This window comes from Corallococcus sp. AB030, assembly GCF_003668965.1.
Classification (GTDB): Bacteria; Myxococcota; Myxococcia; order Myxococcales; family Myxococcaceae; genus Corallococcus; species Corallococcus exiguus.
Genome location: NZ_RAWQ01000185.1, coordinates 1 through 22,612, shown reverse-complemented (window position 1 = coordinate 22,612; position 22,612 = coordinate 1). Strand labels below are relative to the sequence as shown.

The window sequence follows — 22,612 nt, the reverse complement described above, 5'->3', positions numbered from 1 at the left end:
CCCCTCAGCCGCAACCCCGCGAACAACACCCCACCCGCCAGGAGGAAGCGCATCCCCGCCATCCGGAACGGCGGAAAACCCGTCAGCGCGAACCGCATCGCCAGGTAGGTGGACCCCCAGATGACGTAGAGCGCGAAAAGGCTGAACAGCAGGCGACCCCGGTGGGGCGCGGGCTCGGCTACGTCGGGGGTCACGGTCGCGGTCGTCACGGCGGCGGCCTTCTAACCCCCACCTCCCTCCCGTGCGATGTGCGCTTTGCCGTACCCGTGCCACGCAGGCAGTCGGACCAGCGCCCCGCCTGCCTGCCAGAGAGGCCCTCCCAATTGAATGCCTCGGGCGTCCCTTTTAGAATTCTACAGGAGGCATGAAGACCCGGAGGTCGGGTCGACAGCCCCCGGAGCGTGAGCGGGAATGCCCGACGAGTTGGGTGAGCGCGAGAAGGAAGTCCTCCGAGCCGTGGTGCAGGAGTACATCACCACCGGCGGCCCGGTCGGCAGCCAGCAGCTGACTCGCAGAGGCGAGTTCGAAGTGTCTTCCGCGACCATGCGCAACGTGCTCGCCGACCTGGAGGCCCTGGGCTTCCTGGAGAAGCCCCACACGTCCGCCGGCCGCGTGCCCACCGACCGGGGCTACCGCTTCTACGTGGACACCCTGGTGAAGCTGCGCGACCCCGCCCCCCGCGACCGCGAGCTCATCCACGCCGGCCTCGTCCACGAGTCCAGCCTGGACGAGGTGCTGTCGGAGGCCAGCCGCGTGCTGCACTCGCTCACGCGCCACGCGGGCGTCGTGCTCACCCCCCGCGTCGACGCCGCCGTGTTCCAACGCATCGAGTTCCTGCGCCTGCGTGAGAACCGCGTGCTCGCCGTGCTCGTGGGCCAGAACGGCCAGGTGCACAACAAGGCCCTCACCGTGGACTTTCCGGTGACGTCCGACGAGCTCGTCAAGGCCAGCAACTACCTCTCCGAACTGCTGCACCAGGTGCCCCTGGAAGAGGCGCGCGAGCGCATCCGCGCGGAGATGGACCAGGAGCAGGCCCTCTACAACGCGCTCACCGCCAAGGCCCTCAAGCTGGGCGCCGCCGCCACCGACCTGCAGACGCCGGAGCGCGTGCTCATCGAAGGCACCGGCTCCTTCCTGGAGCAGCCGGAGTTCGCGGACGTGGAGCGCATCCGCGCGCTGTTCCGCGCCCTGGATGAGAAGCACAAGCTGCTGCACCTGCTGGACCGCGTGCAGCGCACCAAGGAGATGCACGTCTTCATCGGCGCGGAGAGCGAGTTCTCCGCCGCTGGCGACGTCACCGTCATCGCCAGCCCCTACGGCACGGCGGAGGCGGTGCTGGGCACTGTCGGCGTCATCGGGCCCACTCGCATGGACTACCGGCGCGTGATTCCCCTGGTGAACTTCACGGCCCAGGTGCTCTCCAGCGTGCTGGAGAAGGTGTAGCGCGAAGCCCCTACTGCGGCGCGGGCGCGTAGACGCGCAGCGCCGCGGGGGCGACCTCGAAGCGCATGGGCGTCATGCCCACGTTCTCTCCGTCCGCGTTCACCTCCATGGGCGGCTCCGTCTCCACGACGAGCCGCGAGGTGTGCAGGTGCACGACGGACTCGTGCTCCAGGTGCCCGCCGCTCCTCATGCCCAGCGCCACGCGCGCCAGCGTGGCCACGTCCTGCAGGTGGCCCAGCCCCGTGCGCTCCCCGCCGTCCGCCATGGAGGGCGCGGTGATGGCGTAGACGTGGAAGCGGCGGTCGTCCAGCGTCGCGTCCGGCGCCACCATGTTGCCCGCGCCGTGGTAGCGGCCGTTGCCCACCACCAGTTGGAGCGCGTCCACCTCCAGCGTCCGGCCATCCGCCTGGAGCCGGACGTGGAAGGGCTGCAGCGTGCGCATCTCCGCGGCGGCGGCCATGGGATAGGCCAGCTTGCCGGCGCGCTGCTTCAACTCCTGCGTGAGCCGCTTCGCGATGGCGGTGGTGAGCCCCAGGCTGGCGGCGTTGAGGAAGGGCCGCCCGTTGATGAGCCCCACGTCCACGCGCGCCGTGTAGCCACCGGCGATGACGTCACACGCGGCCTCCAGCGTGTCCGGGATGCCCAGCGAGCGGGCGAAGTCGTTGCCGGTGCCCAGCGGCACCACGCCCAGCGTCACGTCGCGCCCCATCAGGGCCTGCGCCGCGCAGCTGATGGTGCCGTCGCCTCCTCCCACGAGGATTCGGCGGGCCCCCTGGGCGATGGCCTCCTCCACCACCTTGCGCAGGCGCTTGGGCCGCGTCAGTGCGTGCGCGGCCATGAGCGGGATGCCGTGTTCGGCCAGCAGCGCGCGGGCGGTCTCGAAGGCGTCACGCCCCGAGCGCGAGCGCGTATTCACCACCAGGACCGCGGGCCCCTCGTCCAGGTGACGAAGGCGCGGAGGCGCGTTGAGTGCGGGTTCCAGGGGAAACCTCGGCTTTGAATGCAGCGCCTCCAAGCTGCGCACGACCGTCTTCCGGCACCAGCGGGACCCATGCGGAAAGGGCAGGGGCTCTGTCCATTCCCCACCGCGACTCTCGGAGAGCTTCCGCGGGTGGACATGGGTAGGGGGCTGGCGGGTTCCCTCCCTGGGTAGACGTGTTCACCTTCCAGGCGACGCGGACTCCGTGCCTCGGACCCGCGCCGGGACGTTCTCCAGGAGGGTTTGAATGGCACGAGGAAGCAAGGACAAGTACTCGGCGAAGCAGAAGCGCATGGCCGCGCACATCGAGAAGGGCTACGAGGACAAGGGCGTCGGTGAGAAGACCGCGGAGGCCCGCGCGTACGCCACCGTGAACAAGCTCACCGGTGGCGGGATGAAGGGCGGCTCTGGCAGCAAGGCGAAGGCGGCCCGTCGGCGCCCCGCGGCCCGCAAGAACGCGCGCAAGGCAGGACGCGTGGGGGGCAAGCGCCGCGCCGCCACCGCGAAGAAGAGCGCCACCTCCAGCCGCAAGAAGGCCGCGCCCACCCGGGCCCGGCGCACCAGCACCGGCCGCAAGGCCACCTCGCGCACCGGCACCGCCGGCAAGCGCTCCACGGCCCGCAAGAGCACCGCGCGCCGGGGGACGGCTCGCAAGAGCACGGCGTCCCGTTCACGCGCGAAGCGGGGCGGTTCGCGCAAGTAGTCCCGAGGGGCTCCACCGGTGGCCACGCTTTTTCCGTGGCCGCCGGGGACGCCTTCACCCTGTCACGGGCTTCAGCGCGACTCCTCGTCCTTGGAGGTGTCCCGCGACGCCGCGTCCCAGGGCCAGATTTCGGGGTCTTCTTCCAGGCGGCGCAGCAGCTCCGCGGGGTCCTTCACCAGCGTGCGGCAGCCGGCCGTGCGCAGGTCCTCCGCGCGGAAGCCGCCGCACAGCACACCCACGGACGCCAGGTGCAGCTTGCCCGCGGCCAGCGCGTCGTAGGGCGTGTCACCCACCATCACCACCGTGGCGGGGTCCGGCTTGCCCAGCTTCACGAGCGCCGCCTCGAAGATGTCCGGGTGCGGCTTGCTCTTGTCGACCTCGTCCTTGTTCGTCTTCGCCTCGAACAGGCCGTCGATGCCGCACAGCTCCACGTAGCGCTTGAGCTCGTCGTCCTTGGCGCTGGAGGCCAGGGCAATCTTGCGGCCGCGCTTGCGCAGCAGCTGGAACAGCTCCTTCACGCGCGGGAAGGGGCGCACCTTGGGGAGGAACTCGCGCTTGAAGCGCGCGGAGCGGTCCTCCTCCAGGTCCTTGCCGAAGCGCTCCAGCTCCTCGTCGTTGAAGAAGACGGGCAACAGCTGGTCCGCGCCCTTGCCAATCTGGCTGCGCACGTGAGCGAACGGGATGTCCCGCCCGAACTCGATGAACGACCGGCGCCAGGCCTCGGCGTGCTCGTCCACCGAATCGATCAGCGTTCCATCCACGTCGAAGATGACGTTCTCGACCATGCGCGGCAAACCTCCGCCGCCAAGGTGGCGATGGCCGGCGTGCGGGTCAACCGCCCGTGGGTGACTTCGGTCCACTCTCCTGCGCTTCGCTGTCCACGAGTGTCCGGGGCTGCACGCTGTATCCCTCCGGAGCGGCGGGGGTGAACGCGTCGTTGGGCAGCGGCGTCTTCAGGTCCACCTTCGACAGCACCGTCTCCCCCTGCTTCGCGTCCCCCAGCCAGCGCGTCAGCTTCCTGGGCACGCACAGGCCCAGGTCCGTGTCGCAGTGCTCCTCCTCCATCCGCACCTCCGCCCGGGTGCCGTCCGGCGCGCGCGTCTTCTTGGCCAGGAAGTCCAGCGAGGGCCAGCGCAGCACGTACGTCACCTCCACGCCGCCGCCCGCCTCGCCCTCCAGCGCCATGGTCAGCTCCACGGCCTCCTTCGCCTGGGGCAGGCTCGCGGTGCGCCTCGCCTTCGTGCTGCGCAGGAGCAGCGGCGCGCGGAAGCCGTCCGGCACGAAGGGGGTGAAGATTTCGGTGAGGAACGCGGACAGCTTCTCCGCGGAGACCTGGGACGTGAAGGTGGTGAACTGCTTCGTCGCCTCCACCTGCTCGTACAGGTGCTTGCCGTCCCACCACACCTGCCGGGCCTGGGGCGCGGACACGGTGCCGCGCATCTTCTGGGGCGCGCGGTACGCGAAGGTGAAGCCCGCGGAGGCGGTGTCCCCTTCCGTCTGGGTGCCCTCCAACTGGTAGACCGTCAGCTTCGCGTCGCGCGCGGCCAGCTTCTCTCGCACCTGGGCCATCAACTCCGCGTCGTTCGCGCCTCCGGACGAGGACGAACGGCACGCGAGGAGGCCCACGAGGGGCACGAGGAGGAGGGCGCGCATGGGGATGCTCGGGGGCTGGAAATGGAAAAGGCCCCGCTGTTCCCAGGGGGCCTTCGGACTGCCTCGGTGAGGAGGCAGCTTGGGACTACTTCACCGCCACGCCGGTCGCGGAGGAGCTGGTGATGCCGATGATGGTGCCGAACAGGGCGAAGATGCCGTGACGGGGCGTGGTGGACGCCGACTTCAGGTCCACCTTGGAGGCGCCCATGGCCTTCGCCTCGGTGATGAGGAGCTTGTTCACCACGGTGTCCAGGTCGCTCTGAACGATGTCGATGATGTGGAAGATCGCGGTCAGGCCCAGCGAGCTGCCCTGGATGACGGCCACGGCCTCGCCGTTGGCGGCGATCTCGGAGCCGGAGACGATGGCGGACTCGACGCTCGTGCAGCCCACGAGGGAAGCGGCGGCGACGGCGGACAGGATGAACTTCTTCATGGTTATCTCCCCAACTGATGGTGGCTTGGATGGTGACGGAGCGGCCCGGACAGGCACTCCGCCGTTCAGTAAGACCTCAAGCGGCCGGGGTCGTAGCAGAAGGCTTTTTCAAGTCAAGGACCCGGGGCGGGTTATTCCGAGTTCTGTTGGACACTTCATCCGCCGGGCGGCGCGGGAGCGGTCGCCCCTCTCGCGGACGTGAGGCATCTTCGCGCATGCACCCGGTTTCCGTTCCACGTCCCGCCCCGGCCCGCGTCTGGCTGCACCTGCTGCTCTTCGTGGTGACGCTGGGGACGACGTTCCTCGCGTACCTGCTGCTCTTCGGCCGCTCGTTCCCGTTCAGTGGGGGCGGGCTGCTCGCGGAGGACCGGACCCAGGCGCTGTTCTTCAGCGGGTCGCTGCTGGCCATCCTGGGCTCGCACGAGATGGGGCACTACGTGCTCGCGCGGTGGCACAAGGTGGACACGTCGCTGCCGTACTTCATCCCGCTGCCGGTGCCGGGGAGCCTGGGCACGCTGGGCGCGGTCATCCGGCTGCGCGGGCGCATCCCCACACGCAACGCGCTGGTGGACATTGGCGCCGCGGGGCCGCTGGCGGGCCTGGTGGTGGCGCTGCCGCTGCTCTACTGGGGGCTGTTGCACTCCACGGTGGTGGACTCGCCGCCGGTGCCGTCCGCGTTCCCCGGCGAGTCGTCGCTGTGGGTGCTGGGGCAGGAGCTGCTGCGCTGGGTGATGGAGAAGGTGACGCAGGCGCCGCCCGCGATGGAGCCCGTCTACACGAGCCACCAGACGCACTTTGGCGACAACCTCCTCATGAAGGCGCTGACGTGGCTGGCGCTGGGCCCGCTGCCGGAGGGCAAGGACGTGGTGGTGCACCCGGTGGTGATGGCGGCGTGGTTCGGCCTGCTGGTGACGCTGCTCAACCTGCTGCCGGTGGGGCAGCTGGACGGCGGGCACCTGACGTTCGCGGCGCTGGGGCCCCGGGCCCGTCTGGTGGGCCGGGGCGTGGCGGTGGTGCTGCTCTTCCTCACCGTGTTCGTCACCGCGTCATGGGGCCTGTGGCTGGTGGTGGCGAGCAAGGTCGTGGGCTTCGGCCACCCGGAGGTGTTGCGGCCGGAGGAGCCCCTGAGCGCTTCGCGCAAGGTCATCTGCGCGCTGTGCCTGTTGGCGCTGGTAGGGTGCGCGATGCCCATCCCGCTGCGAGAGGTGTGGTCATGAAGTACCAGTGCGAAAGCTGCGACCGGCTGGTCAAGGTGGAGACCTACGTCCTCGAGGAGCACGCGCTGGCCGTGGCGTGCCCGGCGTGTGGCGCGTGGACTCAGGCGGCCCCTTCCCTCTCCAAGCCGGCATCCCCTCGGCCCGCGCCCACTCCTGCGCATGACGGCGTGGAGGACCTCGCGGTGGCGGCGCCCTACGCGGCCCCTCCGCCGTCACCTCTCGCTCGGCCCAGTGTCACCGCGCTGCGGGTGGTGCGTCCGGATGCTCCCGCCGCGGCCCCGCTCGCGCTGGACGGAGACCCCTTCCAGGCGCCTCCGGGCCACTGCCCCAAGTGCGTGGCGCCCATGCGCGACGACGCCGGGGCCTGCTCGGCGTGCGGACTGGTCTACGCCAACTTCATCCCGGACGAGCACCAGCCCTCCGAAGCCCTGGCCCAGGAGTGGCGCGAGCTGCTGGAGACCTGGCACGACTGGGACGCGCACGACCGCCTGCTTTCCCAGGTGATGATGCGGGGCGAGATGGCCATGGTGGGCCGGCTGTACCGCGTGCGGCTCGCCCGCGCGCCGAACGACGCCCAGGCGCTGCGCGGACGGGATGAAGTGGTCCGCCGGGTGACGACCACGACGCAGCTCATCTCCGACGGACCCTCACCGGCGCTGGGGCGCAAGATGAAGACCGCGGTGCTGAGCACCGTGCTGGTGGTGTCCCTGGTGCTGCTGCTGGTGCTCTTCCAGATGATGCGCGCGTCCTTCTAGGCGGCGGGTCCGGCGGAGCGCTGGCCGGCCCGCTTCCCGGGCGGGCGGGAGAAGGGGCTTCACGGCCGCGTCAGGGAACGCGCGGGGGACGCCGGGCGCTGTTATCCTGCGGGGCCGCCTTTCCGCCCTCCTGCCCCCGAACCGCCGCATGTCCGCGCCCGCGACCCGTCCTCTCTCTGTCGACAGCCTGCTGGGGCCTGGTGGCGCGCTGGAAGAGGCGCTGCCCGCGTACGAGCACCGCCCGGAGCAGCTCCAGATGGCGCGCGCGGTGGAGCGGGCCTTCTCCGAAGGCAGCTACCTGCTGGCGGAGGCCGGCACCGGCACGGGCAAGACGCTGGCGTACCTGGTGCCCGCGCTCCTGGCGGGGCGCAAGGTGGTGGTGTCCACGGCCACGAAGACATTGCAGGACCAGGTGTTCTTCAAGGACCTGCCGCTGCTCAGTGAGAAGCTGGGCCTGCGCTTCGAGGCGGCGTACCTCAAGGGGCGCGGCAACTACCTGTGCCTGCACCGCTACGAGTCCTTCGAAAAGGACCCGCAGTTCGTCTCGCGCGAAGAGGCGAAGCAGTGGCCGCTGCTCAAGAAGTGGGTGACGCAGACGGAGACGGGGGACCGGGCGGAGCTGGATTTGCCGGAGTCCTTCGCCGCGTGGTCCCGGCTGTCCACCACGTCGGAGACGTGCCTGGGCTCGCGCTGCTCGCAGTACGACACGTGCTTCGTCACGCGGATGCGCAAGCGCGCGGAGGCCGCGGACCTGCTGGTGGTGAACCACCACCTGTTCTTCGCGGACCTGGCGCTGCGCAGCTCCGGCAAGCGCACGGAAGGGGTGCTGCCCTTCTACGACGCGGTCATCTTCGACGAGGCGCACGCGCTGGAGGACGCGGCCAGCGGCCACTTCGGGTGCAGCGTGTCCAACTACCGGCTGGAGGAGCTGTCGCGCGACGCGGTGGCGGCCCTGCAGGCGAAGGATGAGCGCCACGCGACGCTCTCCGCGCTGGCCCAGCGGGTGCGCTCGCACGCGGACGCGCTGTTCCTCCAGGCGCCGCGCGCGCTGGGGATGTCCAGCCAGGAGTCCACCGTGGCCTTGCGCCCGGAGACGATGGGCAAGCTGTCCGGCGCGCTGGAGCAGGTGCGGGAAGGCCTGGCCGCGCTGGCGTCCTTCGCGGGCAGCGAGCGCGAGCCGGAGCTGGCCGCCATCCACCGCCGCGCGGAGGAGATGGCGGAGCAGCTCAGTTTCCTGGAGAAGTCCGAGTCCGCGGACCACGTGTACTGGGCGGAGGCGCGCGGCAAGGGCCTGTTCCTGCGCGCGAGCCCCATCGACGTGGCGAAGGAGCTGCGCGACCGGCTCTACGGCGCGCTGGACACGGTGGTGTTCACCTCCGCGACGCTCGCGGCGGACAGCCGCTTCGACTTCTTCGCCAAGCGCATGGGCATGTACGACGACGAGGGCCAGCCCGTGACGCGCGTGCGCACGCTGGCGGTGCCCAGCCCGTTCGACTTCCCGCGCCAGTCCGCGCTGTACCTGCCCACGCACCTGCCGGACCCCAGCGCCCCGGGTTTCATCGAGGCGGCGGCGGAAGAAATCATCCAGCTGTGCGAAGTGACGGGCGGGCGCGCGTTCGTGCTCTTCACGTCCCTGCGCAACATGGTGCGCGCGTACGAGCTGACGGCGACGCGGCTGCCCTATCAGGCATTGCTCCAGGGGGAGCGGCCCAAGCAGCAGCTGCTGGACGCGTTCCGCCAGACGCCCAGCGTGCTCTTCGCCGCGCACAGCTTCTGGGAGGGCGTGGACGTGCCCGGGGACGCGCTGAGCCTGGTCATCATCGACCGGCTTCCGTTCGCGTCTCCCGGCGACCCGCTGGTGGCCGCGCGCATCCGTCAGATTCAGGCGCGCGGTGAAGAGCCGTTCGACCAGTATCAGCTGCCGCAGGCGGCGCTGGCGCTGCGGCAGGGCTTCGGGCGGCTCATCCGCACGCAGGCGGACCGGGGCATTGTCGCGATGCTGGATCGCCGCATCGTGACCAAGGGCTATGGCCGCGTGTTCCTCTCCAGCCTGCCGCCCGCGAAGCGCATGGAGGACACGACGGAGCTGAGCCGCTGGTTCAACGGCCCGGTGCGCCCGGTGCCGCCCGTGCGCTTGATTCGCTGAACACGTCGCGCAGGCGCAGGCCCACGCGTGCCTGGAAGGGCGGGGCCAGGGTGTCCACGCCCGCGCGGCCCGCCAGGTACTGGCGGTCGAAGAGGTTCTCCACCGCGCCGAAGGCGTCCACCTTCCAGAACAGGTGGCGACTCACGAACAGGTCCACCACCGCCGCGCCGCCCATGCCGCGCGTGTTGAGGTCGTCCTCGTACTGCGGGCCGAACACACGCAGCTGCGCGGTGACGGAGACGATGCGCGGGTCGTCGAAGGTGACCGCGAGCGAGCCGCGATGCCGGGGGTCCTGCGGAAGCTGGCGACCCACGAGGTCGGGCTGACCAGGGGCGCGCGTGACGACGGGGTCCACGAAGGTATAGGCGGCGAGCGCGGTCCACTGCCGGGACATGCGCCAGTCCGCTCCCAGCTCCACGCCTCGCACGCGGGCCCGGCCCAGGTTCTGTCTCTGGCGCGTGGCTCCGTCCGGCAGGGGCGTGGCGAGGGTGACGTTGGTGACGGGCGCGTCCAGCACGTTCCAGAAGCCGGTGACGCGACCGGTGAGACCGCGCGGGCCGGTGGCCTCCACGCCTGCCTCGGTGCCCCAGAGGCGCTCGGCGCCCAGGTCCGGGTTCGCGGCGGTGAGGACGGTGCCCACCTGGAAGGGGCGATAGAGCTCGTTGAGGGTGGGGGCGCGGAAGGCGCGGTACGCGGAGGCGCGCAGCGTGAGCCACTCCAACGGGCGCACGCGCGCGGCCAGGCGCGGACTGAGCTGGCGCGCGGTGCGGGGCTCGAAGGCGGTGGCGGTGGTGGTGCCGTTCGCGAAGCTCTCCAGCTGGCTGCCGTCGAAGTTGCGCCATGTGTCCCAGCGCAGCGTGCCGGCGAACTCCAGCGCGGGGGACACGGTGTAGAGGTCCTGCACGAAGACGCCGCCGGACAGCTGCGTGCCCCGCGTGTTGCGCGCGTAGAGCGTCGTGGCGGTGTAGCTGGCGGGGAAGAGCACCTCGTCGGCCCTGCCGTGGGAGCGGCGCACGTCCACGCCCGCTGCGAGCACGTGGGTTCCGCCCAGCGTCAGCTCTGGACCGGTCCAGACGAGCGAGCCGCCCTGGTCGTCCGCGGGCACGTCCTGGAGGGCGGAGCGGATCTCGAAGTTGCGGTCCGGTGCGACGCGCGCGCGGTCCTGGGCGAAGTGCTGGGTGCGGCCATGGAGGCCCAGCTCGAAGGCGCCAGCGGCGTCCGTGCGGAGGCGGGCGTTCGCGGCGAACCACATGAGGTCCACGCTGGCGACGGTGTACTGGGTGCCACCGTTCTGCGTCTCGCGGAACACGCCCGCGCGGGCGGAGAGGGACAGGCGGTCGGTGGCCGCTGCTTCGACGCGAGCCTGGGCGCTGACGTGGTTGGAGGGCGTGTCTCCGTCGATGCGGCCGCGCTGGCCTTCGGGGACGATGCGGTAGCCGTTGCTGGTGAGGCCCTCGACCTCCAAGGAGGCGCCCACGCGGCCCCAACGGTCCGCGATGCGAGCGGCGGCGAAGCCGGTGCCCAGGTTGCCGGCGGACAGGTCGACGTCGAGCGCCGGGCCGGTGATGGGCCGGGAGAACAGCTGCACCACTCCGCCCAGCGCGGCGCTGCCATAGAGCGCGGAGCCGCCGGTGGGGACGACCTCGACGCGGTCCAGGCCCAGGCGGGGCAGGGCGCGCCAGAAGACCCAGCCTCCGTAGGGGTCGTTGAAGGGAAGCCCGTCCAGCAGCACCAGCCCACGCGCCACGCCGGAGGGCGCGAGCCCGCGCAGGTTGAGCCCCTGCGCGGTGGGGTCCGCGACGAGCGACGGCGTGCGGCGGAACGTGGCCGCGGACGGCAGCGTGCGGATGAGCGCGTCCTGCGTGAGCGTGGGGCTGCGTTCCATCTCCTCGCGGGGAATCACCACCGTGGTGGCGGGCACGTCGCGCAGCGGCCGCGGCAGGCGCGTGGCGGTGACGACGGTGCGGGTGTCGCGAGGAGGCTCGGGCTGAGGCTCGGGCTCGGCGGGGGCCACGAGCGCGGCGGCCTCCGGCTCGCGGGCCGTGTCCGCGTCCACCGTCTGCGCGGTGGCCACGCCGGGCAACAGCAACGCCCATGCGAGGCGATGGGAGAGCGACGAGCGAGAGACGGCGCGAGGTCCAGGCATCGGGCCCGCTCTACTGGATGTCGTGCTCCCGGGCGAGCAATGGCGGGCTCCAGAAACACGAACGGCGGTGAAGCGCCCGGAGGGCCACTCCACCGCCGCCGTTCACGGCCGGAAGGCCGTGGGGAACAACTACGCCGCAGCCATGCCACCGCCGGAGGCGGCCGGGCCCTGGTACTGCGCGTCGCCGAAGCCGAGCATCGGGATGAAGATGAAGCCCAGGAACGCGATGCCAATGCCGAAGCCCGTGCTCTTGCCGAAGGACTTGGCCAAGTCGATGCTCATGATGATGCCCGCGATGAAGCCCGCGGGCGGGCACAGCAGGAACAGCGCCATCCACCAGATGGGGCGGCCCACGATGGTGAGCATGATGTAGAGGTTGTAGAAGGGAACGATCGCCGCCCAGCCGGGCTGCCCCGCCTTGACGAACATCTTCCACATGCCCGCGATCACCACGGCGATGACCGCGAGGTAGACGAGCGACATCACGATGGCGAACGGCCCGGAGGGCTGGGACTGCTGCTGCTCCATCGCCTGCCGCATCATCTCTGCTTGTTCTTCGTTCATGAGCGACTTCCCCCTCGGAAGTGTAGGACCCACCTCCGTGGGCGGATCCAAGTTCACTCCCGAACAAAGGCGAAGTCGGGGGGAGAAAGCAAATTCCTTCCCCCCGCCCGAGGGAGGCCGCTCAGGCCTTCAGCGTCTCCGGCACCTGCCAGTCCGGCTTCAGCCGCTGGATGACCTTCACGAAATTCTCCTTGTCCTGGGCTTTCTCCAGGGCGGCCTCGGGGAGGATGACGTCGTCCTTCACCAGCCGCTCCAGGTGCATGTCCAGGGTCTGCATGCCCTGGTTCTGGCCGGCCTGCATCTTGGAGGCGATCTGGAACACCTTGCCCTCGCGAATCATGGCGGCGATGGCGGCGCTGCCCACCAGGATTTCGAGCGCGGCGACGCGGCCCTTGCCGTCCGCGGTCTTGATGAGCTGCTGGGCGACGATGCCGGCCAGCGACTCCGCGAGCATGCCGCGCACCTGGCCCTGCTCGTCCGCGGGGAAGGAGTTGATGATGCGGTCGATGGTGGCGGGGGCGCTGTTGGTGTGCACCGTGGCGAAGACGAGCACGCCGAAGCTGGCCAGCTGGAGCGCCAGCTTCATGGTCTCGTTGGTGCGGAGCTCGCCGATGAGGATGACGTTGGGGTCTTCACGGCCGGCGGAGCGGATGGCGGTGGCGAAGCTGGAGGCGTGCGGGCCCACCTCGCGGTGGGTGACCTGGGACTTGAGCGATTCGTGCACGAACTCCACCGGGTCCTCCACGGTGAGCACGTGCGCCGGGCGCGTCTTGTTGATGTGGTTGATCATCCCGGCGAGCGTCGTGGACTTGCCCGAGCCCGTGGGGCCCGTCACCAGCACCAGCCCGCTGCGGCGGTCCGCCATCTTGCGCACCACCTCCGGCGTCTTCAGGTCCTCCAGCGACAGCACCTTGCTGGGGATGGTGCGGAACACGGCGCCAATGCCAGTCATCCGGTAGAAGTAGTTGGCGCGGAAGCGGGCCTTGGTGCCGTAGCCGTAGGCGAAGTCCAGGTCCAGCTCCTCCGTTATCTGCCGCTTCTGTTCGGGCGAGCAGATTTCGAAGAGCAACGACTCCAGCTCTTCGGTGGTGAGGGCTTCTTCGCGCAGGGGCATGAGCTCGCCGCGGATGCGGCCCAGGGGCGGGTAGCCCACGCCCAGGTGCAGGTCGCTGCCCTTCTTGTCGAGCAGGACGTCGAACCAGGCGGCGATGCGAGGGGTGTCCGTCATGTCAGGCGCCCTTCTTGCCAAGCAGTGAGCCCACCTTGGACAGCATCCGCGCGCCCTCCTGGGCGGTGGCGGGCGGGGGCACGGTGGGAGCGGCGCCGGGCCGCTTGCCCGTCACCATGGCTTCGATTTCGTCCGGGTTCTCCGCGAAGCCCTTCACCGTCTCCAGCGTCGCCTTGCCGGAGCGGGCCAGGTCCGCGAGCGAGTCCTCGAAGCGGATGATGCCCAGCGACTTGCCGCGCTGCTGGAGGGAGGGGATCTGGTACGTCTTGTTGTCGCGGATGAGGTTGCCCAGGGCCACGGAGCCGGTGAGCACCTCGGCGGCGGCGACCAGGGACTTGCCGTCCGTGCCAGGCATCAGCCGCTGGCTGACGATGAGGCGCAGGCCGCTGGAGAGTGACAGCCGCACCTGCTGCTGGTCCGCCGGCGGGAAGAGGTCGATGAGCCGGTCGATGGTCTTCGCCGCGCTGGGCGTGTTCATGGTGCTGATGAGCAGGTGGCCCGTTTCGCTGGCGGCGAGGGCCATGCGCACGGTCTCCGTGTCGCGCAGCTCGCCCACGACGATGACGTCCGGGTCCTCGCGGAGGCTGCCCTTGAGGGCGCTGGCGAAGGTCCGGGTGCTGGTGCCCACCTCGCGCTGGCTGATGAGGGCACGCTTGCGCGGGTGCACGTACTCCACCGGATCCTCCACGGTGAGCACGTGGTGCGTCGTTTCACGGTTGATGATGTCCACCAGCGCCGCGAGCGTGCTCGTCTTGCCGTGACCGGATGGACCGGTGAGCACGATGAGGCCCTGGTGGTGGTGCGTGGCCTTGGCGATGTCCGCGGGCAGGCCCAGCGACTCCAGGGTGGGGATTTCGCGGGGGATGACGCGGAAGGTGCCCTTGAGGCCCGTGCGCTGGCGGCACACGTTGACGCGGAAGCGGCCGGTCTCCTCGGAGTCCAGCGCGAAGTCCACGCTGCCGTCCTTCTCCAGCACGTGGCGCAGCCGCTCCGGGATGATGGGGAGCAGCAGCCGCTCCACCGTCTCCGGGGACAGCGGCGTGTCCTGCGGGAGCAGCTCTCCGGCCAGGCGCAGCAGCGGAGGCCGTCCGGCCACCAGGTGCAGGTCGCTGGCGCTCATGCTGCGCGCCTGCTCCAGCAGCACGGTCAGGTCGCGGCCCGGAGCGGAGGTCGCGCGCGAGATGGGGATGATCCGCGCGGGGGGATTCGCGCTGGCGGTGGAGTGGGACGCAGCGCCTGCATGGGACGCAGCGCCTGGATGGGCCGCAGCGCCTGCATGGGCCGCCGCACCTGCATGGGCCGCAGCACCCGCGTGGGCAGGCGCACTCGCGTATCCGCCCGCGCCCGCGTGTGAAGGAGCGCCCGCGTGAGGGGCCGCGCTGACAGGAACTCCTCGCGCGGCGGCTCCCGCACCCATTCCACCTGGCTGCGTGGCCCGCGAGTCCACGGGCGCGGAGACCGCGGGCACTCCCGCGTAGGGCGTGCGCGTGGGCGCCTGGGCGGACACGGCCGGCATTCCCGCGTAGGGCGTCCGCGTGGGCGCGGCAGTCGCCGGAGCCGCTGCAGTCGCCGGAGCCGCCGCGGTCGCTGGAGCCGCGGCGGCAGCCGCGCCTTCCGCGCTTCGCGTGAGGCGCACGTTCATCAGCTCGCCCCGGCGCACCGCGGCGATGTTGAGGGAACCCAGGCCGGTGGCGTTCACCGTCCATTGCACCGGCGTCTCCGACACAGTGGACGCGCGCGCCATGCCCACCATCGCCTGGAGGGCCTTCACGAGCTCATCGGTGGAGAGGGCGCCTGGATCGACGGGCTCGTAGCCGTTGGCGCCGCGCACCATCGGAGGACGGCCACTGGCCAGGGCCAGCTCGGTGATTCCAGGACGCGAGAGATGACGCAGCAGTTCCGCGAGCGGTTTCATTCAGGGGGAAGCCCCACCGCTGCCGTGCGTCAGGCCCGGCGGGGTGGAAACTCCCGAAAGGATAGTCGACCGCCGCGCTCCAGGTCACCCTGGGGGCATGCCCCAAACGCACGACGGGAGCGGCCGTGCGAGGGCCCCTCCCGTCGGGTCCAACCGATTGCTGGGGTACCGCGGACTACAGCTCGCGCGACATCAGGAGCCGCAGCTTGCCGGACTTCTTGGAGACCACCGTGGCCACCGTGGTGAAGCCCGCCTTGCGGTAGAAGCCCACCGCGGGCGCGTTCGCAGGATCCACGCGCAGGGCGATGGTCTTGCGGTACATGTCGCGCGCCGCGTCCAGCGCCTTGTCCAGCAGCATGGCGCCCAGGCCGTGGCGCCGCAGCTCCGGCTTCACCACGATGTTGCGCAGGTAGGCCGCGCCCGGCACCGGACCGTCGCGCTCCACCGTCACGTAGCCCACCACCTGGCTCTGGAGCCGCGCCACGTGGATGAAGGGCTTCAGCTGGGTGAGGGCCTTGAGGCTCTCCTCCTGCGACTCACCCCGCCCCTTCCAGGGCTCGGAGTTGGCGCGCAGGGCCGACACCGTCGTCAGGTCCTCGTCGGTGGGCGGACCGAATTTGACCCCGGTCACCATTTCGTTGGGGAGCGTCGCTCCGTCCAGCACCGGCGTGGGGGCCGCCACCTCGACGCCAGGGTCCACCTGCTTCATCGTCATCGCCTTGCTCCTCCGTCGCGTCCGCGATCCTAACCGGTCCCCCCGTACCCATGCACGCGATCATTCCGCGCGCATTGTCCTGTTTTCCGTGTGGGGAGACGTCCTCCTCCCAGGCGGGGAGCCGGAACTTGTCGAAACGCCGCCTACGGGCGCGTCATTCCGGGAAGACGCGTCCTGCTCCGCCGTCTGGACTGCGAGCGGCCTTCCGCGCGGAGCGTGAGGCCATTATAAAACCCCTGTCCGGGTCCCCCTCGGTCCGAGTTTAAGCCCCTTGCAACTCAACCACGCCCAGCGCGAGCTGACGCTCAAGATCGTCTATTACGGCCCCGGGTTGAGCGGGAAGACGACGAACTTGCGCAAGCTGCACGCGCGGGCGCGGGCGGACGTGCGAGGGCGCCTCCTGTCGGTGGATACCCACGACGACCGGACGCTCTTCTTCGACCTGCTGCCCGTCTTCTTCTCCACCTCCACGGGCTTCAAGGTGAAGGTGAAGCTCTTCACCGTGCCCGGTCAGGTCATCCACAACGCCACGCGGCGGGTGGTGCTGCAGGGCGCGGACGCGGTGGTCTTCATCGCGGACAGCCGGCGCGGGGCGGCGCAGGAGAACAACGCCTACTGGCGCAACCTGCAGGAGAACCTGCGGGAGATGGAGCTGGACCCCACGCAGGTGCCGGTGGTCATCCAGTTCAACAAGCGCGACCTGCCCGACAGCCTCACGGACGAGGAGCTGGCGGAGGTGCAGCGCCGGGGCAGCCAGCCGGTGGTGGGCTCCGTGGCCGTGCGAGGCGAGGGCGTGGTGGAGACCTTCCATGCCGTGGTGCAGACGGCCTGGCGCGCGCTGGAGGGCCGGGCGCAGCTGTCGCGCAACGTGGGCTTGAGCGAGGAAGAGTTCCTGGGGCAGATCTTCCGTCACATCGACCTGAGCGGTACGGCGCTGGAGGGGCGGTACGGCCCCGGCGCCATTCCTGGCGGCAGGGAGAGCGGGAGGGCGCCATGAACGGCGCGGCAGGCGGAGGATCCCGGAACACCGCGAGCGCGCCCCGGCGTGAGTCCGCGCTCCAGCGCCGGCTGTCGCTGGGGGACCTGCTGGACCTGCCGTCCTTCACGGAGGTGGTGAAGGGCTTCAGCGACCTGTACCGCGTGGGCATCAAGGTGCTGGACACGCGCGGCAACAAGCTGGCGGACGTGAAGGTGGGCCACGGCGACTTCTGCGCCTACGTCTTCTCCTTCCCGGACGGCCGCCACGCGTGCACCGCCATGGTGGGCCGGGTGAAGGACGGCCCCGTGCTGCCGGAGGCCGGCGGGCGCGTGGCGGACGGAGACGTCTCCGAGGCCGCGGGCCTCATCGCGCTCACCTGCTTCACCGGCCTGCGCTACGTGGTGATGCCGGTTCGCTGGGACGGAGACCTGCTGGGCCGGGTCATCCTGGGGCCCTTCACGCCGGAGGAGCTGACGGACTTCCCGGAGACGCTCACCAGCATCCACGGCCTGGACCTGGAGCGCGCGCAGGAGCTGCTGGGCCGCGTTCGCCGCGTGCCGGAGCGCACCGCCGCGCAGGTGCTGGGCCACTTCGGTCAGGTGCTGGGCGCGCTCGTCGCCAGCGGGCAGAAGGCGTACCTGGCCACGCACCTGCATCTGGAGTCCACGCTGGAGGTGCACCGCGAGCTGGAGGCGCAGAACGCGCGGCTGCTCCAGGCGAACGCTCGGCTCAAGGAGCTGGACCGGCTGAAGTCCACCTTCCTGGGCACGGTGAGCCACGAGCTGCGCACGCCGCTCGCGTCCATCCTGGGCTACTCGGAGATGATGGCGGAGGGGCTGGCGGGGCCGCTCAACCCGGAGCAGCTCCAGTACGTGCGCACCATCGTGGAGAAGGGCGAGACGCTCCTCTCGATGATCTCCTCGCTGCTGGACCTGAGCCAGATTGAAGCCGGGCGTCTGCGCCTGTCCATGGCGCCGGTGGACCCTGGCTACGTCATCCAGACGGCGGTCTCCAGCGTGCTGCCGCAGGCGCAGCGCAAGGGCCTGGAGCTGGAGGTGCGGCTGCCGCACACGCCGCAGCCCCGGCTGGCGGGTGACTTGGACAAGCTGCGCCAGGTGGTGGTGAACCTGCTGGCCAACGCGGTGAAGTTCACGCCCGCGGGTGGCCGGGTGAAGGTGACGCTGTCGGACGCGGCGATGCAGCAGGAGCTGGGCGTGCCCGGCTACCGCATCAGCGTGGAGGACACCGGCGTGGGCATCCGCGCCGAGGAGTTCGAGCGCATCTTCCAGAGCTTCTACCAGGTGGACGGCAGCTCCACGCGCGAGTTCGGCGGCGCGGGGCTGGGCCTGGCCATCGTGAAGAGCCTGGTGGAGGGCCACGGCGGCCGGGTGCGCGTGGAGAGCGAGTTCGGCCACGGCTCGCGCTTCATCGTCCAGCTGCCGCTGCACCCGCCCATGCAGGAGCGCGGATTGACGGCCGCGCCTCCCATGTCGGAGCCGGACCGCTTCTAAAGGCAGACAGCAGCATGCCGCGGCGCGCCAGCTACGGTGCAGGCGGATGGTTGGATTCATGTCCGGAATTTAGAGTTTATACGGCTTAAGCTTGATTTGAGCAAAAAGCTGTATAGTCTGTTTTCTGTAGTTCCCAACCCCGCTGACATTGGAGTTGCCCATGAAGACGTTCTCGATCCGCGCGTTCGGCGTGGCTGCGTTCGCTATCGCCGGTCTGACGGTGGGCTGTGGTGGCGCGCCGGAGGACATGGAGGCGCAGCCGCAGGATGGTACGCAGGTGAACGCGCCTGCCCAGGAGGAGAACAACGACCGCCCGGTGCACGCGAAGTACTTCCGCTGGGTGTGCAACGCGAACACCGTGGGCCTGCGCACCTCGCCGGGCGGCGCCGTGTACGCGCAGATCAACTACGGCGAGGGCGTGGAGGTGTACAGCCGCGACGGCAACTGGATGTACGTGCAGCGCCTGTCCACCGGCCAGTGGGGCTGGACGGACGCGACCTATTTCTGCGTCTGAGCCCGCTTCGCTAGTCCGCGTGGGGCTGTTCGGAGGCGTGGGGCTTGAACAGCTCCGCGCCTCCGGCGTCCGCCGGAAGGAACGTGGGCAGCCGCGTCTGCACGAACGCGCCCACGAGCCCCAGCAGCATCACCACGCCCAGCGCGCGGCCCAGCCGCAGCGTGAGCGACCGCTGCTCCGACACGCGCGCCACGAGGATGAAGTTGATGGCGGCGCTGGCGAGCGACGCGATGATGGCGCCCACTCCTGCCGTCGTGGGGGAGATGGTGCCGTTGGCGCACAGCGACGCGGCGGACGCCACCGCGGACGCGCTGGACACCAGTCCGCCCACGGCGCTCACCGCGTAGAAGCCCCAGCGGCCCAGCAGCGTCTGGCCCACGGTGCCCACCACCTGGAGCGCCAGGAAGATGAGGCCGAACTTCAGCGCGGACGGCAGCGAGAAGGGCGACTTCAGGGGCAGGGCGGGAGGCTCGGCGCTGGGCGTGGCCTCCACGCGCGAGCGCATCAGCGCCAGACCCGTGCTGGACAGGAGGATGAGGACCAGCGGGATGGCGGAGTCCACCAGCGCGCGGAACGAGAGCAGCCCCAGCAGCACGGCGTTGCGCAGCGCCATGGCGGCGGTGGCCAGCATCACGCCCCGGTAGGCCACGTCGAGCAGGCGTCCGGAGGTCTCGCGCACGCGGTTGGCCAGCTCCGCCACGGTGACGGTGCTGTTGACGAGCCCGCCCAGGAACCCCGTGACCTCCACGCCGTGCGTGCCGAACACCTTCCACAGCATGTAGTTCACGAAGCCGATGGCCGCGATGAGGATGACGGTCACCCACGCGGCGCGCGGCTCGATGAGGCCCCACGGGTCCACCGGCTGCGAGGGCAGCACCGGGTAGATGGCGAAGGCGAGGATGGCCAGCAGGATGGCGCTGCGCAGCTCCTCGGCGGTGATCTTGTGGCTGAAGGTGGCCATCCGCTCCTTCCACGCGAGCAGGCCCGCCGTCGTCACTCCCACCGCCGCGGGCGTCACCGTATGACCCAGGCCGCACAGCACGCCGGCGAAGCCCGTGACGAGCAGCGCGGCGGACGTGGTCAGCTCCGCGCCGCCGTTGGCGCGCAGGGACTGCCAGTTGAGGAAGCACAGCAGCACGCCCAGCAGCGCGAGGCTGAGCAGCGCGAAGTTCGGGCCCAGGAGGCCGCCCATGCCGCCCAGCAGCGCCGCGAAGCCGAACGTGCGCAGGCCGGCCTCCTTGCCACGCCACTCACGCTCCAGCCCGACGAACAGGCCCACCGCGAGCGCGAGCGTCAGCCGCATCAACGTCTGCAGCGGTGGCCAGGAGACGACGGGGGGAAGACCTTCCATCATGCGAAAACCTCTCTCGGACCGTCATGCTCGCGTGTCGGGCCGACGTCAACGCCGCACCCCGTCACGCGAAAGGGACCCGCGTCAGGTGAGGGCGCGAGGGCCTTCGGGGGCGGGTCCGCCACTGACGACGTGCAGCCGCTCCCAACCTTGTCGCGCCAGGAGTTGGTGCAGCCTCGGCCGCAGCGCCGCCTGGAGCGCCTTTGCTCCGGCCTCCTCCTTCAACGACAGCGCGGGAAGTGACCAGCGCTCGCGCACGCGGGCGTCCATGCCCGGGGCATGGTCCGCGACGTCGATGAGGACGTAGTGCGACGCGGGCACGTTCCGGTCGCGCAGGGGCGCGGCGCGCAGGTTCGCCTCCCGCATCAGCGTCTCCACCGCGGGAGGCGGCCCATCATCCAGGCCCGAGCCCGGCGGCGGCGACACCACCGCTCGCGCCCGGTCCGGGTGCGCCAGCGAGTTGAAGAGGGCGGCGGCCAGGTGCGCGGGCCCTGCTTCCGCGCACTCGAAGACGACGGTCTCCACGGCCGTGGGGGCGGGCTTCGGCGGGCTGCCCAGCAGCCACCGGAAGAGGAACACCGCCAGCGCCGCGCCCAACAGCTGCGCCGCGACGAAGGACTCCACCTCCCACGGACTCATCACGCCCACGTGAGCGCTGGCCGCGCGCGCCAGCACCAGCGCCGGGTTCGCCAGCGAGCGCGAGTCCGTGAACCACACCGTCGCCGCCACGTACCCCGCGATGGCCAGCGGCGTCGCGGACGGGCGCGTACGCACGCAGCCTCGCACCACCACCAGCAGCCCGAACGTGGCCACCATCTCCGTGAGGAACCGGGCCCCGTCCGCCACGGGCATCCTCGCGGTGAGCAGCAGCGGCTCATTGCACATGCGGTGCGCCACGAGCCTGCCCACCAGGCTGCCGGACAGCTGCGCCAGCGCGTACAGCGGCACCTCGCGCCAGGGCGTGCGGTCCCCCAGCGCGTCCGCGAAGGTGAGCGCCGGATTCAAATGCGCGCCCGACAGCGGACGCAGCACCCACAACAGGCACGCCAGCACCGCGCCGCAGGACAGGGACATGAAGAGGCGTCCCTCGGTGGCGCTCGCGCCCAGGTGCTCCGCGACGTGGTGCGACCCCTCCAGCGCCACCACCACCAGCCCGCAGCCCAGCGCTTCCGTCACCAGCCGGCGGCGCAAATCCATGGGTGTGGCGGAAGAGGGCACTCCCTGTCCTATGCCTGGGAGGTCCGACACCGTCAACGCCACGTGCCTCCATCCCGCTCGCCCGTTCGCGGGTCGTCATTGCGTCCCCCGGCGCGAGCGTGGTCTTCAGTGCCGCCATGCCCGGCGAGTTCGACCTCATCCAACGCTTCCTCGCCTGCTTCCCGCGCGCGCGGGTGCCGGTGGGCCCGGGGGACGACTGCGCCGTGCTCGCCCCGTCCAAGGGCGCGCTGTGCGTCACCACCGACGCCGTGGTGGAGGACGTGCACTTCACCCGCGCGACGTTCTCCGCCGCGGACATCGGCCACAAGGCGCTCGCGGTGAACCTGTCGGACCTGGCCGCCATGGGCGCCACGCCGCGCTGGTTCGTCTGCGCGCTCGCGCTGCCCCGGGACTTCCCCGCCCGTGAGCTGTCCGCCATGGGCCGGGGCATGGCCGCGCTCGCGAAGGCCCACCGCATCATGCTCGTGGGCGGCAACTTCACCTCCGCGCGCGAGGTGTCCGTCACCCTCACCGTCACCGGGGAGCTGTCCCACGCGCCCATCACCCGCTCGGGCGCCCGGCCCGGCGACCTCCTCTATGTCTCCGGCACGCTGGGCGACGCGCGCCTGGGACTCCAGCACCTCCAGTCCGGCGTCCGACGGGGCGCGGCCGTGAAGCGCCAGCGCCGCCCCGAGCCCCGCATCGCCCTGGGGAAGCTGGCCGCGCGCTTCGCCTCCGCCGGGATGGACGTGTCGGATGGACTGGCGCAGGACCTGGGCCACCTGTGCGCCGCGTCCCGGGTGGGCGTGGAGCTGGAGCTGGACCGGCTGCCCCTGTCGCCCGCCGTGCGCGCGGCGCTGGGGCCGGAGGGTGCCTTGCGGGGAGGGGAGGACTACGAACTGCTACTCGCCGTCCCACCTTCGCGCATGCAGGCGTTCGAGCGTGCGTGCGCCCGCGCCGGGCAAAAGGTGACGCGCATGGGAGTGCTCACCCAGGAGCAGACGTTGCGAATTCGAGACGCGGGGGGGCATCTTCTGACCCCTCCGGCGGGATTCGATCACTTCGCCCGGTCAAGCAGGCAGATCCGGCCGGATGATTGACCCGTACCAGACAGCAAGGCTAAACCCCTGGGCTGTTTTCCGCCCCTCCCGCTGAAAGCACCC

The 22,612-nt window shown here is 70.8% G+C and carries 20 protein-coding genes and 1 pseudogene; 9 read left to right on the top strand and 12 right to left on the bottom strand.

Annotation, left to right across the window (positions count from 1 at the left end; genetic code table 11):
• Positions 1 to 209, bottom strand: a pseudogene (locus D7Y15_RS33280) (drug/metabolite exporter YedA); the annotation flags it as partial.
• 202 nt (positions 210 to 411) lie between these two features.
• On the opposite strand from D7Y15_RS33280, the gene hrcA reads away from it, so the two are divergent.
• Complete coding sequence (gene hrcA, locus D7Y15_RS33275; RefSeq protein WP_121755112.1) at positions 412 to 1,443, top strand: heat-inducible transcriptional repressor HrcA; 1,032 nt, start codon at positions 412 to 414, stop codon at positions 1,441 to 1,443.
• Between the two features lie 10 nt (positions 1,444 to 1,453).
• On the opposite strand, the gene D7Y15_RS33270 is transcribed toward hrcA, so the two are convergent.
• Positions 1,454 to 2,467: a lipid kinase gene (locus D7Y15_RS33270; protein ID WP_233605189.1), complete on the bottom strand. Its 1,014-nt coding sequence runs from the start codon at positions 2,465 to 2,467 to the stop codon at positions 1,454 to 1,456.
• 202 nt (positions 2,468 to 2,669) lie between these two features.
• Between D7Y15_RS33270 and D7Y15_RS33265 the strand changes: the two genes are divergently transcribed.
• The gene (locus D7Y15_RS33265; RefSeq protein ID WP_120579097.1) at positions 2,670 to 3,125 is read left to right on the top strand and encodes a transcriptional regulator; all 456 of its coding nucleotides are present in this window, start codon (positions 2,670 to 2,672) and stop codon (positions 3,123 to 3,125) included.
• 71 nt (positions 3,126 to 3,196) lie between these two features.
• Here the strand turns inward: D7Y15_RS33265 and D7Y15_RS33260 are convergent, their stop codons facing one another.
• The 3 genes from D7Y15_RS33260 to D7Y15_RS33250 all read right to left on the bottom strand — a co-directional run bounded on the left by D7Y15_RS33260 (position 3,197) and on the right by D7Y15_RS33250 (position 5,211).
• The gene (locus tag D7Y15_RS33260; protein WP_120579096.1) at positions 3,197 to 3,910 is read right to left on the bottom strand and encodes an HAD family hydrolase; all 714 of its coding nucleotides are present in this window, start codon (positions 3,908 to 3,910) and stop codon (positions 3,197 to 3,199) included.
• Between the two features lie 46 nt (positions 3,911 to 3,956).
• Positions 3,957 to 4,778 carry a hypothetical protein gene (locus tag D7Y15_RS33255; protein ID WP_120579095.1) on the bottom strand — a complete coding sequence of 274 codons (822 nt, stop codon included), beginning with the start codon at positions 4,776 to 4,778 and terminating at the stop codon, positions 3,957 to 3,959.
• An 85-nt stretch (positions 4,779 to 4,863) separates the two neighbouring features.
• Positions 4,864 to 5,211, bottom strand: coding sequence for a hypothetical protein (locus D7Y15_RS33250; protein ID WP_120579094.1), 348 nt, complete (start codon positions 5,209 to 5,211; stop codon positions 4,864 to 4,866).
• Positions 5,212 to 5,426: 215 nt separating this feature from the next.
• On the opposite strand from D7Y15_RS33250, the gene D7Y15_RS33245 reads away from it, so the two are divergent.
• The 3 genes from D7Y15_RS33245 (at position 5,427) to D7Y15_RS33235 (ending at position 9,329) form a co-directional block, all read left to right on the top strand.
• On the top strand, positions 5,427 to 6,428 hold the full coding sequence (locus tag D7Y15_RS33245) for a site-2 protease family protein (RefSeq protein WP_120579093.1): 1,002 nt from the start codon (positions 5,427 to 5,429) through the stop codon (positions 6,426 to 6,428).
• Entirely contained in the window at positions 6,425 to 7,183 is a 759-nt protein-coding gene (locus D7Y15_RS33240; RefSeq protein WP_120579092.1) for a hypothetical protein, read from the top strand. Before D7Y15_RS33245 ends, D7Y15_RS33240 begins: the two co-directional genes overlap by 4 nt.
• Before the next feature lie 148 nt (positions 7,184 to 7,331).
• On the top strand, positions 7,332 to 9,329 hold the full coding sequence (locus D7Y15_RS33235; protein ID WP_121755111.1) for an ATP-dependent DNA helicase: 1,998 nt from the start codon (positions 7,332 to 7,334) through the stop codon (positions 9,327 to 9,329).
• Here the strand turns inward: D7Y15_RS33235 and D7Y15_RS33230 are convergent.
• The 5 genes from D7Y15_RS33230 to D7Y15_RS33210 all read right to left on the bottom strand — a co-directional run bounded on the left by D7Y15_RS33230 (position 9,283) and on the right by D7Y15_RS33210 (position 15,897).
• Positions 9,283 to 11,475 (bottom strand): TonB-dependent receptor, encoded by a 2,193-nt coding sequence (locus D7Y15_RS33230; protein WP_120579090.1) that lies wholly within the window; start codon positions 11,473 to 11,475, stop codon positions 9,283 to 9,285. The two genes, D7Y15_RS33235 and D7Y15_RS33230, sit on opposite strands and share 47 nt — an antisense overlap.
• Positions 11,476 to 11,604: 129 nt before the next feature.
• On the bottom strand, positions 11,605 to 12,039 hold the full coding sequence (locus tag D7Y15_RS33225) for a DUF5684 domain-containing protein (protein WP_199733895.1): 435 nt from the start codon (positions 12,037 to 12,039) through the stop codon (positions 11,605 to 11,607).
• Between the two features lie 121 nt (positions 12,040 to 12,160).
• Positions 12,161 to 13,267, bottom strand: a complete 1,107-nt coding sequence (locus D7Y15_RS33220; RefSeq protein ID WP_120579089.1) for a type IV pilus twitching motility protein PilT — start codon at positions 13,265 to 13,267, stop codon at positions 12,161 to 12,163.
• A gap of 1 nt (position 13,268) precedes the next feature.
• On the bottom strand, positions 13,269 to 15,182 hold the full coding sequence (locus tag D7Y15_RS33215; protein WP_233605188.1) for a type IV pilus twitching motility protein PilT: 1,914 nt from the start codon (positions 15,180 to 15,182) through the stop codon (positions 13,269 to 13,271).
• Positions 15,183 to 15,357: 175 nt separating this feature from the next.
• On the bottom strand, positions 15,358 to 15,897 hold the full coding sequence (locus D7Y15_RS33210) for an N-acetyltransferase (RefSeq protein WP_120579087.1): 540 nt from the start codon (positions 15,895 to 15,897) through the stop codon (positions 15,358 to 15,360).
• Between the two features lie 271 nt (positions 15,898 to 16,168).
• Here D7Y15_RS33210 and D7Y15_RS33205 point away from each other — a divergent pair, with 271 nt between their 5' ends.
• From D7Y15_RS33205 to D7Y15_RS33195, 3 genes are all read left to right on the top strand, one after another.
• Positions 16,169 to 16,894 carry an ATP/GTP-binding protein gene (locus D7Y15_RS33205; RefSeq protein ID WP_121755110.1) on the top strand — a complete coding sequence of 242 codons (726 nt, stop codon included), beginning with the start codon at positions 16,169 to 16,171 and terminating at the stop codon, positions 16,892 to 16,894.
• Positions 16,891 to 18,387: an ATP-binding protein gene (locus tag D7Y15_RS33200; protein WP_121755109.1), complete on the top strand. Its 1,497-nt coding sequence runs from the start codon at positions 16,891 to 16,893 to the stop codon at positions 18,385 to 18,387. The genes D7Y15_RS33205 and D7Y15_RS33200 overlap by 4 nt, the downstream gene beginning before the upstream one ends.
• Positions 18,388 to 18,547: 160 nt before the next feature.
• Positions 18,548 to 18,901 (top strand): SH3 domain-containing protein, encoded by a 354-nt coding sequence (locus D7Y15_RS33195; protein ID WP_120579084.1) that lies wholly within the window; start codon positions 18,548 to 18,550, stop codon positions 18,899 to 18,901.
• A gap of 10 nt (positions 18,902 to 18,911) precedes the next feature.
• On the opposite strand, the gene D7Y15_RS33190 is transcribed toward D7Y15_RS33195, so the two are convergent.
• Complete coding sequence (locus tag D7Y15_RS33190; RefSeq protein ID WP_120579083.1) at positions 18,912 to 20,255, bottom strand: MgtC/SapB family protein; 1,344 nt, start codon at positions 20,253 to 20,255, stop codon at positions 18,912 to 18,914.
• 81 nt (positions 20,256 to 20,336) lie between these two features.
• Complete coding sequence (locus D7Y15_RS33185; protein WP_306770424.1) at positions 20,337 to 21,470, bottom strand: aquaporin; 1,134 nt, start codon at positions 21,468 to 21,470, stop codon at positions 20,337 to 20,339.
• Positions 21,471 to 21,586: 116 nt separating this feature from the next.
• On the opposite strand from D7Y15_RS33185, the gene thiL reads away from it, so the two are divergent.
• Positions 21,587 to 22,549 carry a thiamine-phosphate kinase gene (thiL, locus tag D7Y15_RS33180; protein ID WP_121755107.1) on the top strand — a complete coding sequence of 321 codons (963 nt, stop codon included), beginning with the start codon at positions 21,587 to 21,589 and terminating at the stop codon, positions 22,547 to 22,549.
• The last annotated feature ends 63 nt before the right edge of the window (positions 22,550 to 22,612 follow it).

What these genes read in the sequence shown, in the direction of transcription:
- hrcA (WP_121755112.1), top strand. Translation starts at nt 412, where the DNA reads ATGCCCGACGAGTTGGGTGAGCGCGAGAAGGAAGTCCTCCGAGCCGTG.
- D7Y15_RS33265 (WP_120579097.1), top strand. Translation starts at nt 2,670, where the DNA reads ATGGCACGAGGAAGCAAGGACAAGTACTCGGCGAAGCAGAAGCGCATG.
- D7Y15_RS33260 (WP_120579096.1), bottom strand. Translation starts at nt 3,910, where the DNA reads ATGGTCGAGAACGTCATCTTCGACGTGGATGGAACGCTGATCGATTCG.
- D7Y15_RS33255 (WP_120579095.1), bottom strand. Translation starts at nt 4,778, where the DNA reads ATGCGCGCCCTCCTCCTCGTGCCCCTCGTGGGCCTCCTCGCGTGCCGT.
- D7Y15_RS33250 (WP_120579094.1), bottom strand. Translation starts at nt 5,211, where the DNA reads ATGAAGAAGTTCATCCTGTCCGCCGTCGCCGCCGCTTCCCTCGTGGGC.
- D7Y15_RS33245 (WP_120579093.1), top strand. Translation starts at nt 5,427, where the DNA reads ATGCACCCGGTTTCCGTTCCACGTCCCGCCCCGGCCCGCGTCTGGCTG.
- D7Y15_RS33240 (WP_120579092.1), top strand. Translation starts at nt 6,425, where the DNA reads ATGAAGTACCAGTGCGAAAGCTGCGACCGGCTGGTCAAGGTGGAGACC.
- D7Y15_RS33235 (WP_121755111.1), top strand. Translation starts at nt 7,332, where the DNA reads ATGTCCGCGCCCGCGACCCGTCCTCTCTCTGTCGACAGCCTGCTGGGG.
- D7Y15_RS33230 (WP_120579090.1), bottom strand. Translation starts at nt 11,475, where the DNA reads ATGCCTGGACCTCGCGCCGTCTCTCGCTCGTCGCTCTCCCATCGCCTC.
- D7Y15_RS33225 (WP_199733895.1), bottom strand. Translation starts at nt 12,039, where the DNA reads ATGAACGAAGAACAAGCAGAGATGATGCGGCAGGCGATGGAGCAGCAG.
- D7Y15_RS33220 (WP_120579089.1), bottom strand. Translation starts at nt 13,267, where the DNA reads ATGACGGACACCCCTCGCATCGCCGCCTGGTTCGACGTCCTGCTCGAC.
- D7Y15_RS33215 (WP_233605188.1), bottom strand. Translation starts at nt 15,182, where the DNA reads ATGAAACCGCTCGCGGAACTGCTGCGTCATCTCTCGCGTCCTGGAATC.
- D7Y15_RS33210 (WP_120579087.1), bottom strand. Translation starts at nt 15,897, where the DNA reads ATGACGATGAAGCAGGTGGACCCTGGCGTCGAGGTGGCGGCCCCCACG.
- D7Y15_RS33200 (WP_121755109.1), top strand. Translation starts at nt 16,891, where the DNA reads ATGAACGGCGCGGCAGGCGGAGGATCCCGGAACACCGCGAGCGCGCCC.
- D7Y15_RS33195 (WP_120579084.1), top strand. Translation starts at nt 18,548, where the DNA reads ATGAAGACGTTCTCGATCCGCGCGTTCGGCGTGGCTGCGTTCGCTATC.
- D7Y15_RS33190 (WP_120579083.1), bottom strand. Translation starts at nt 20,255, where the DNA reads ATGATGGAAGGTCTTCCCCCCGTCGTCTCCTGGCCACCGCTGCAGACG.
- thiL (WP_121755107.1), top strand. Translation starts at nt 21,587, where the DNA reads ATGCCCGGCGAGTTCGACCTCATCCAACGCTTCCTCGCCTGCTTCCCG.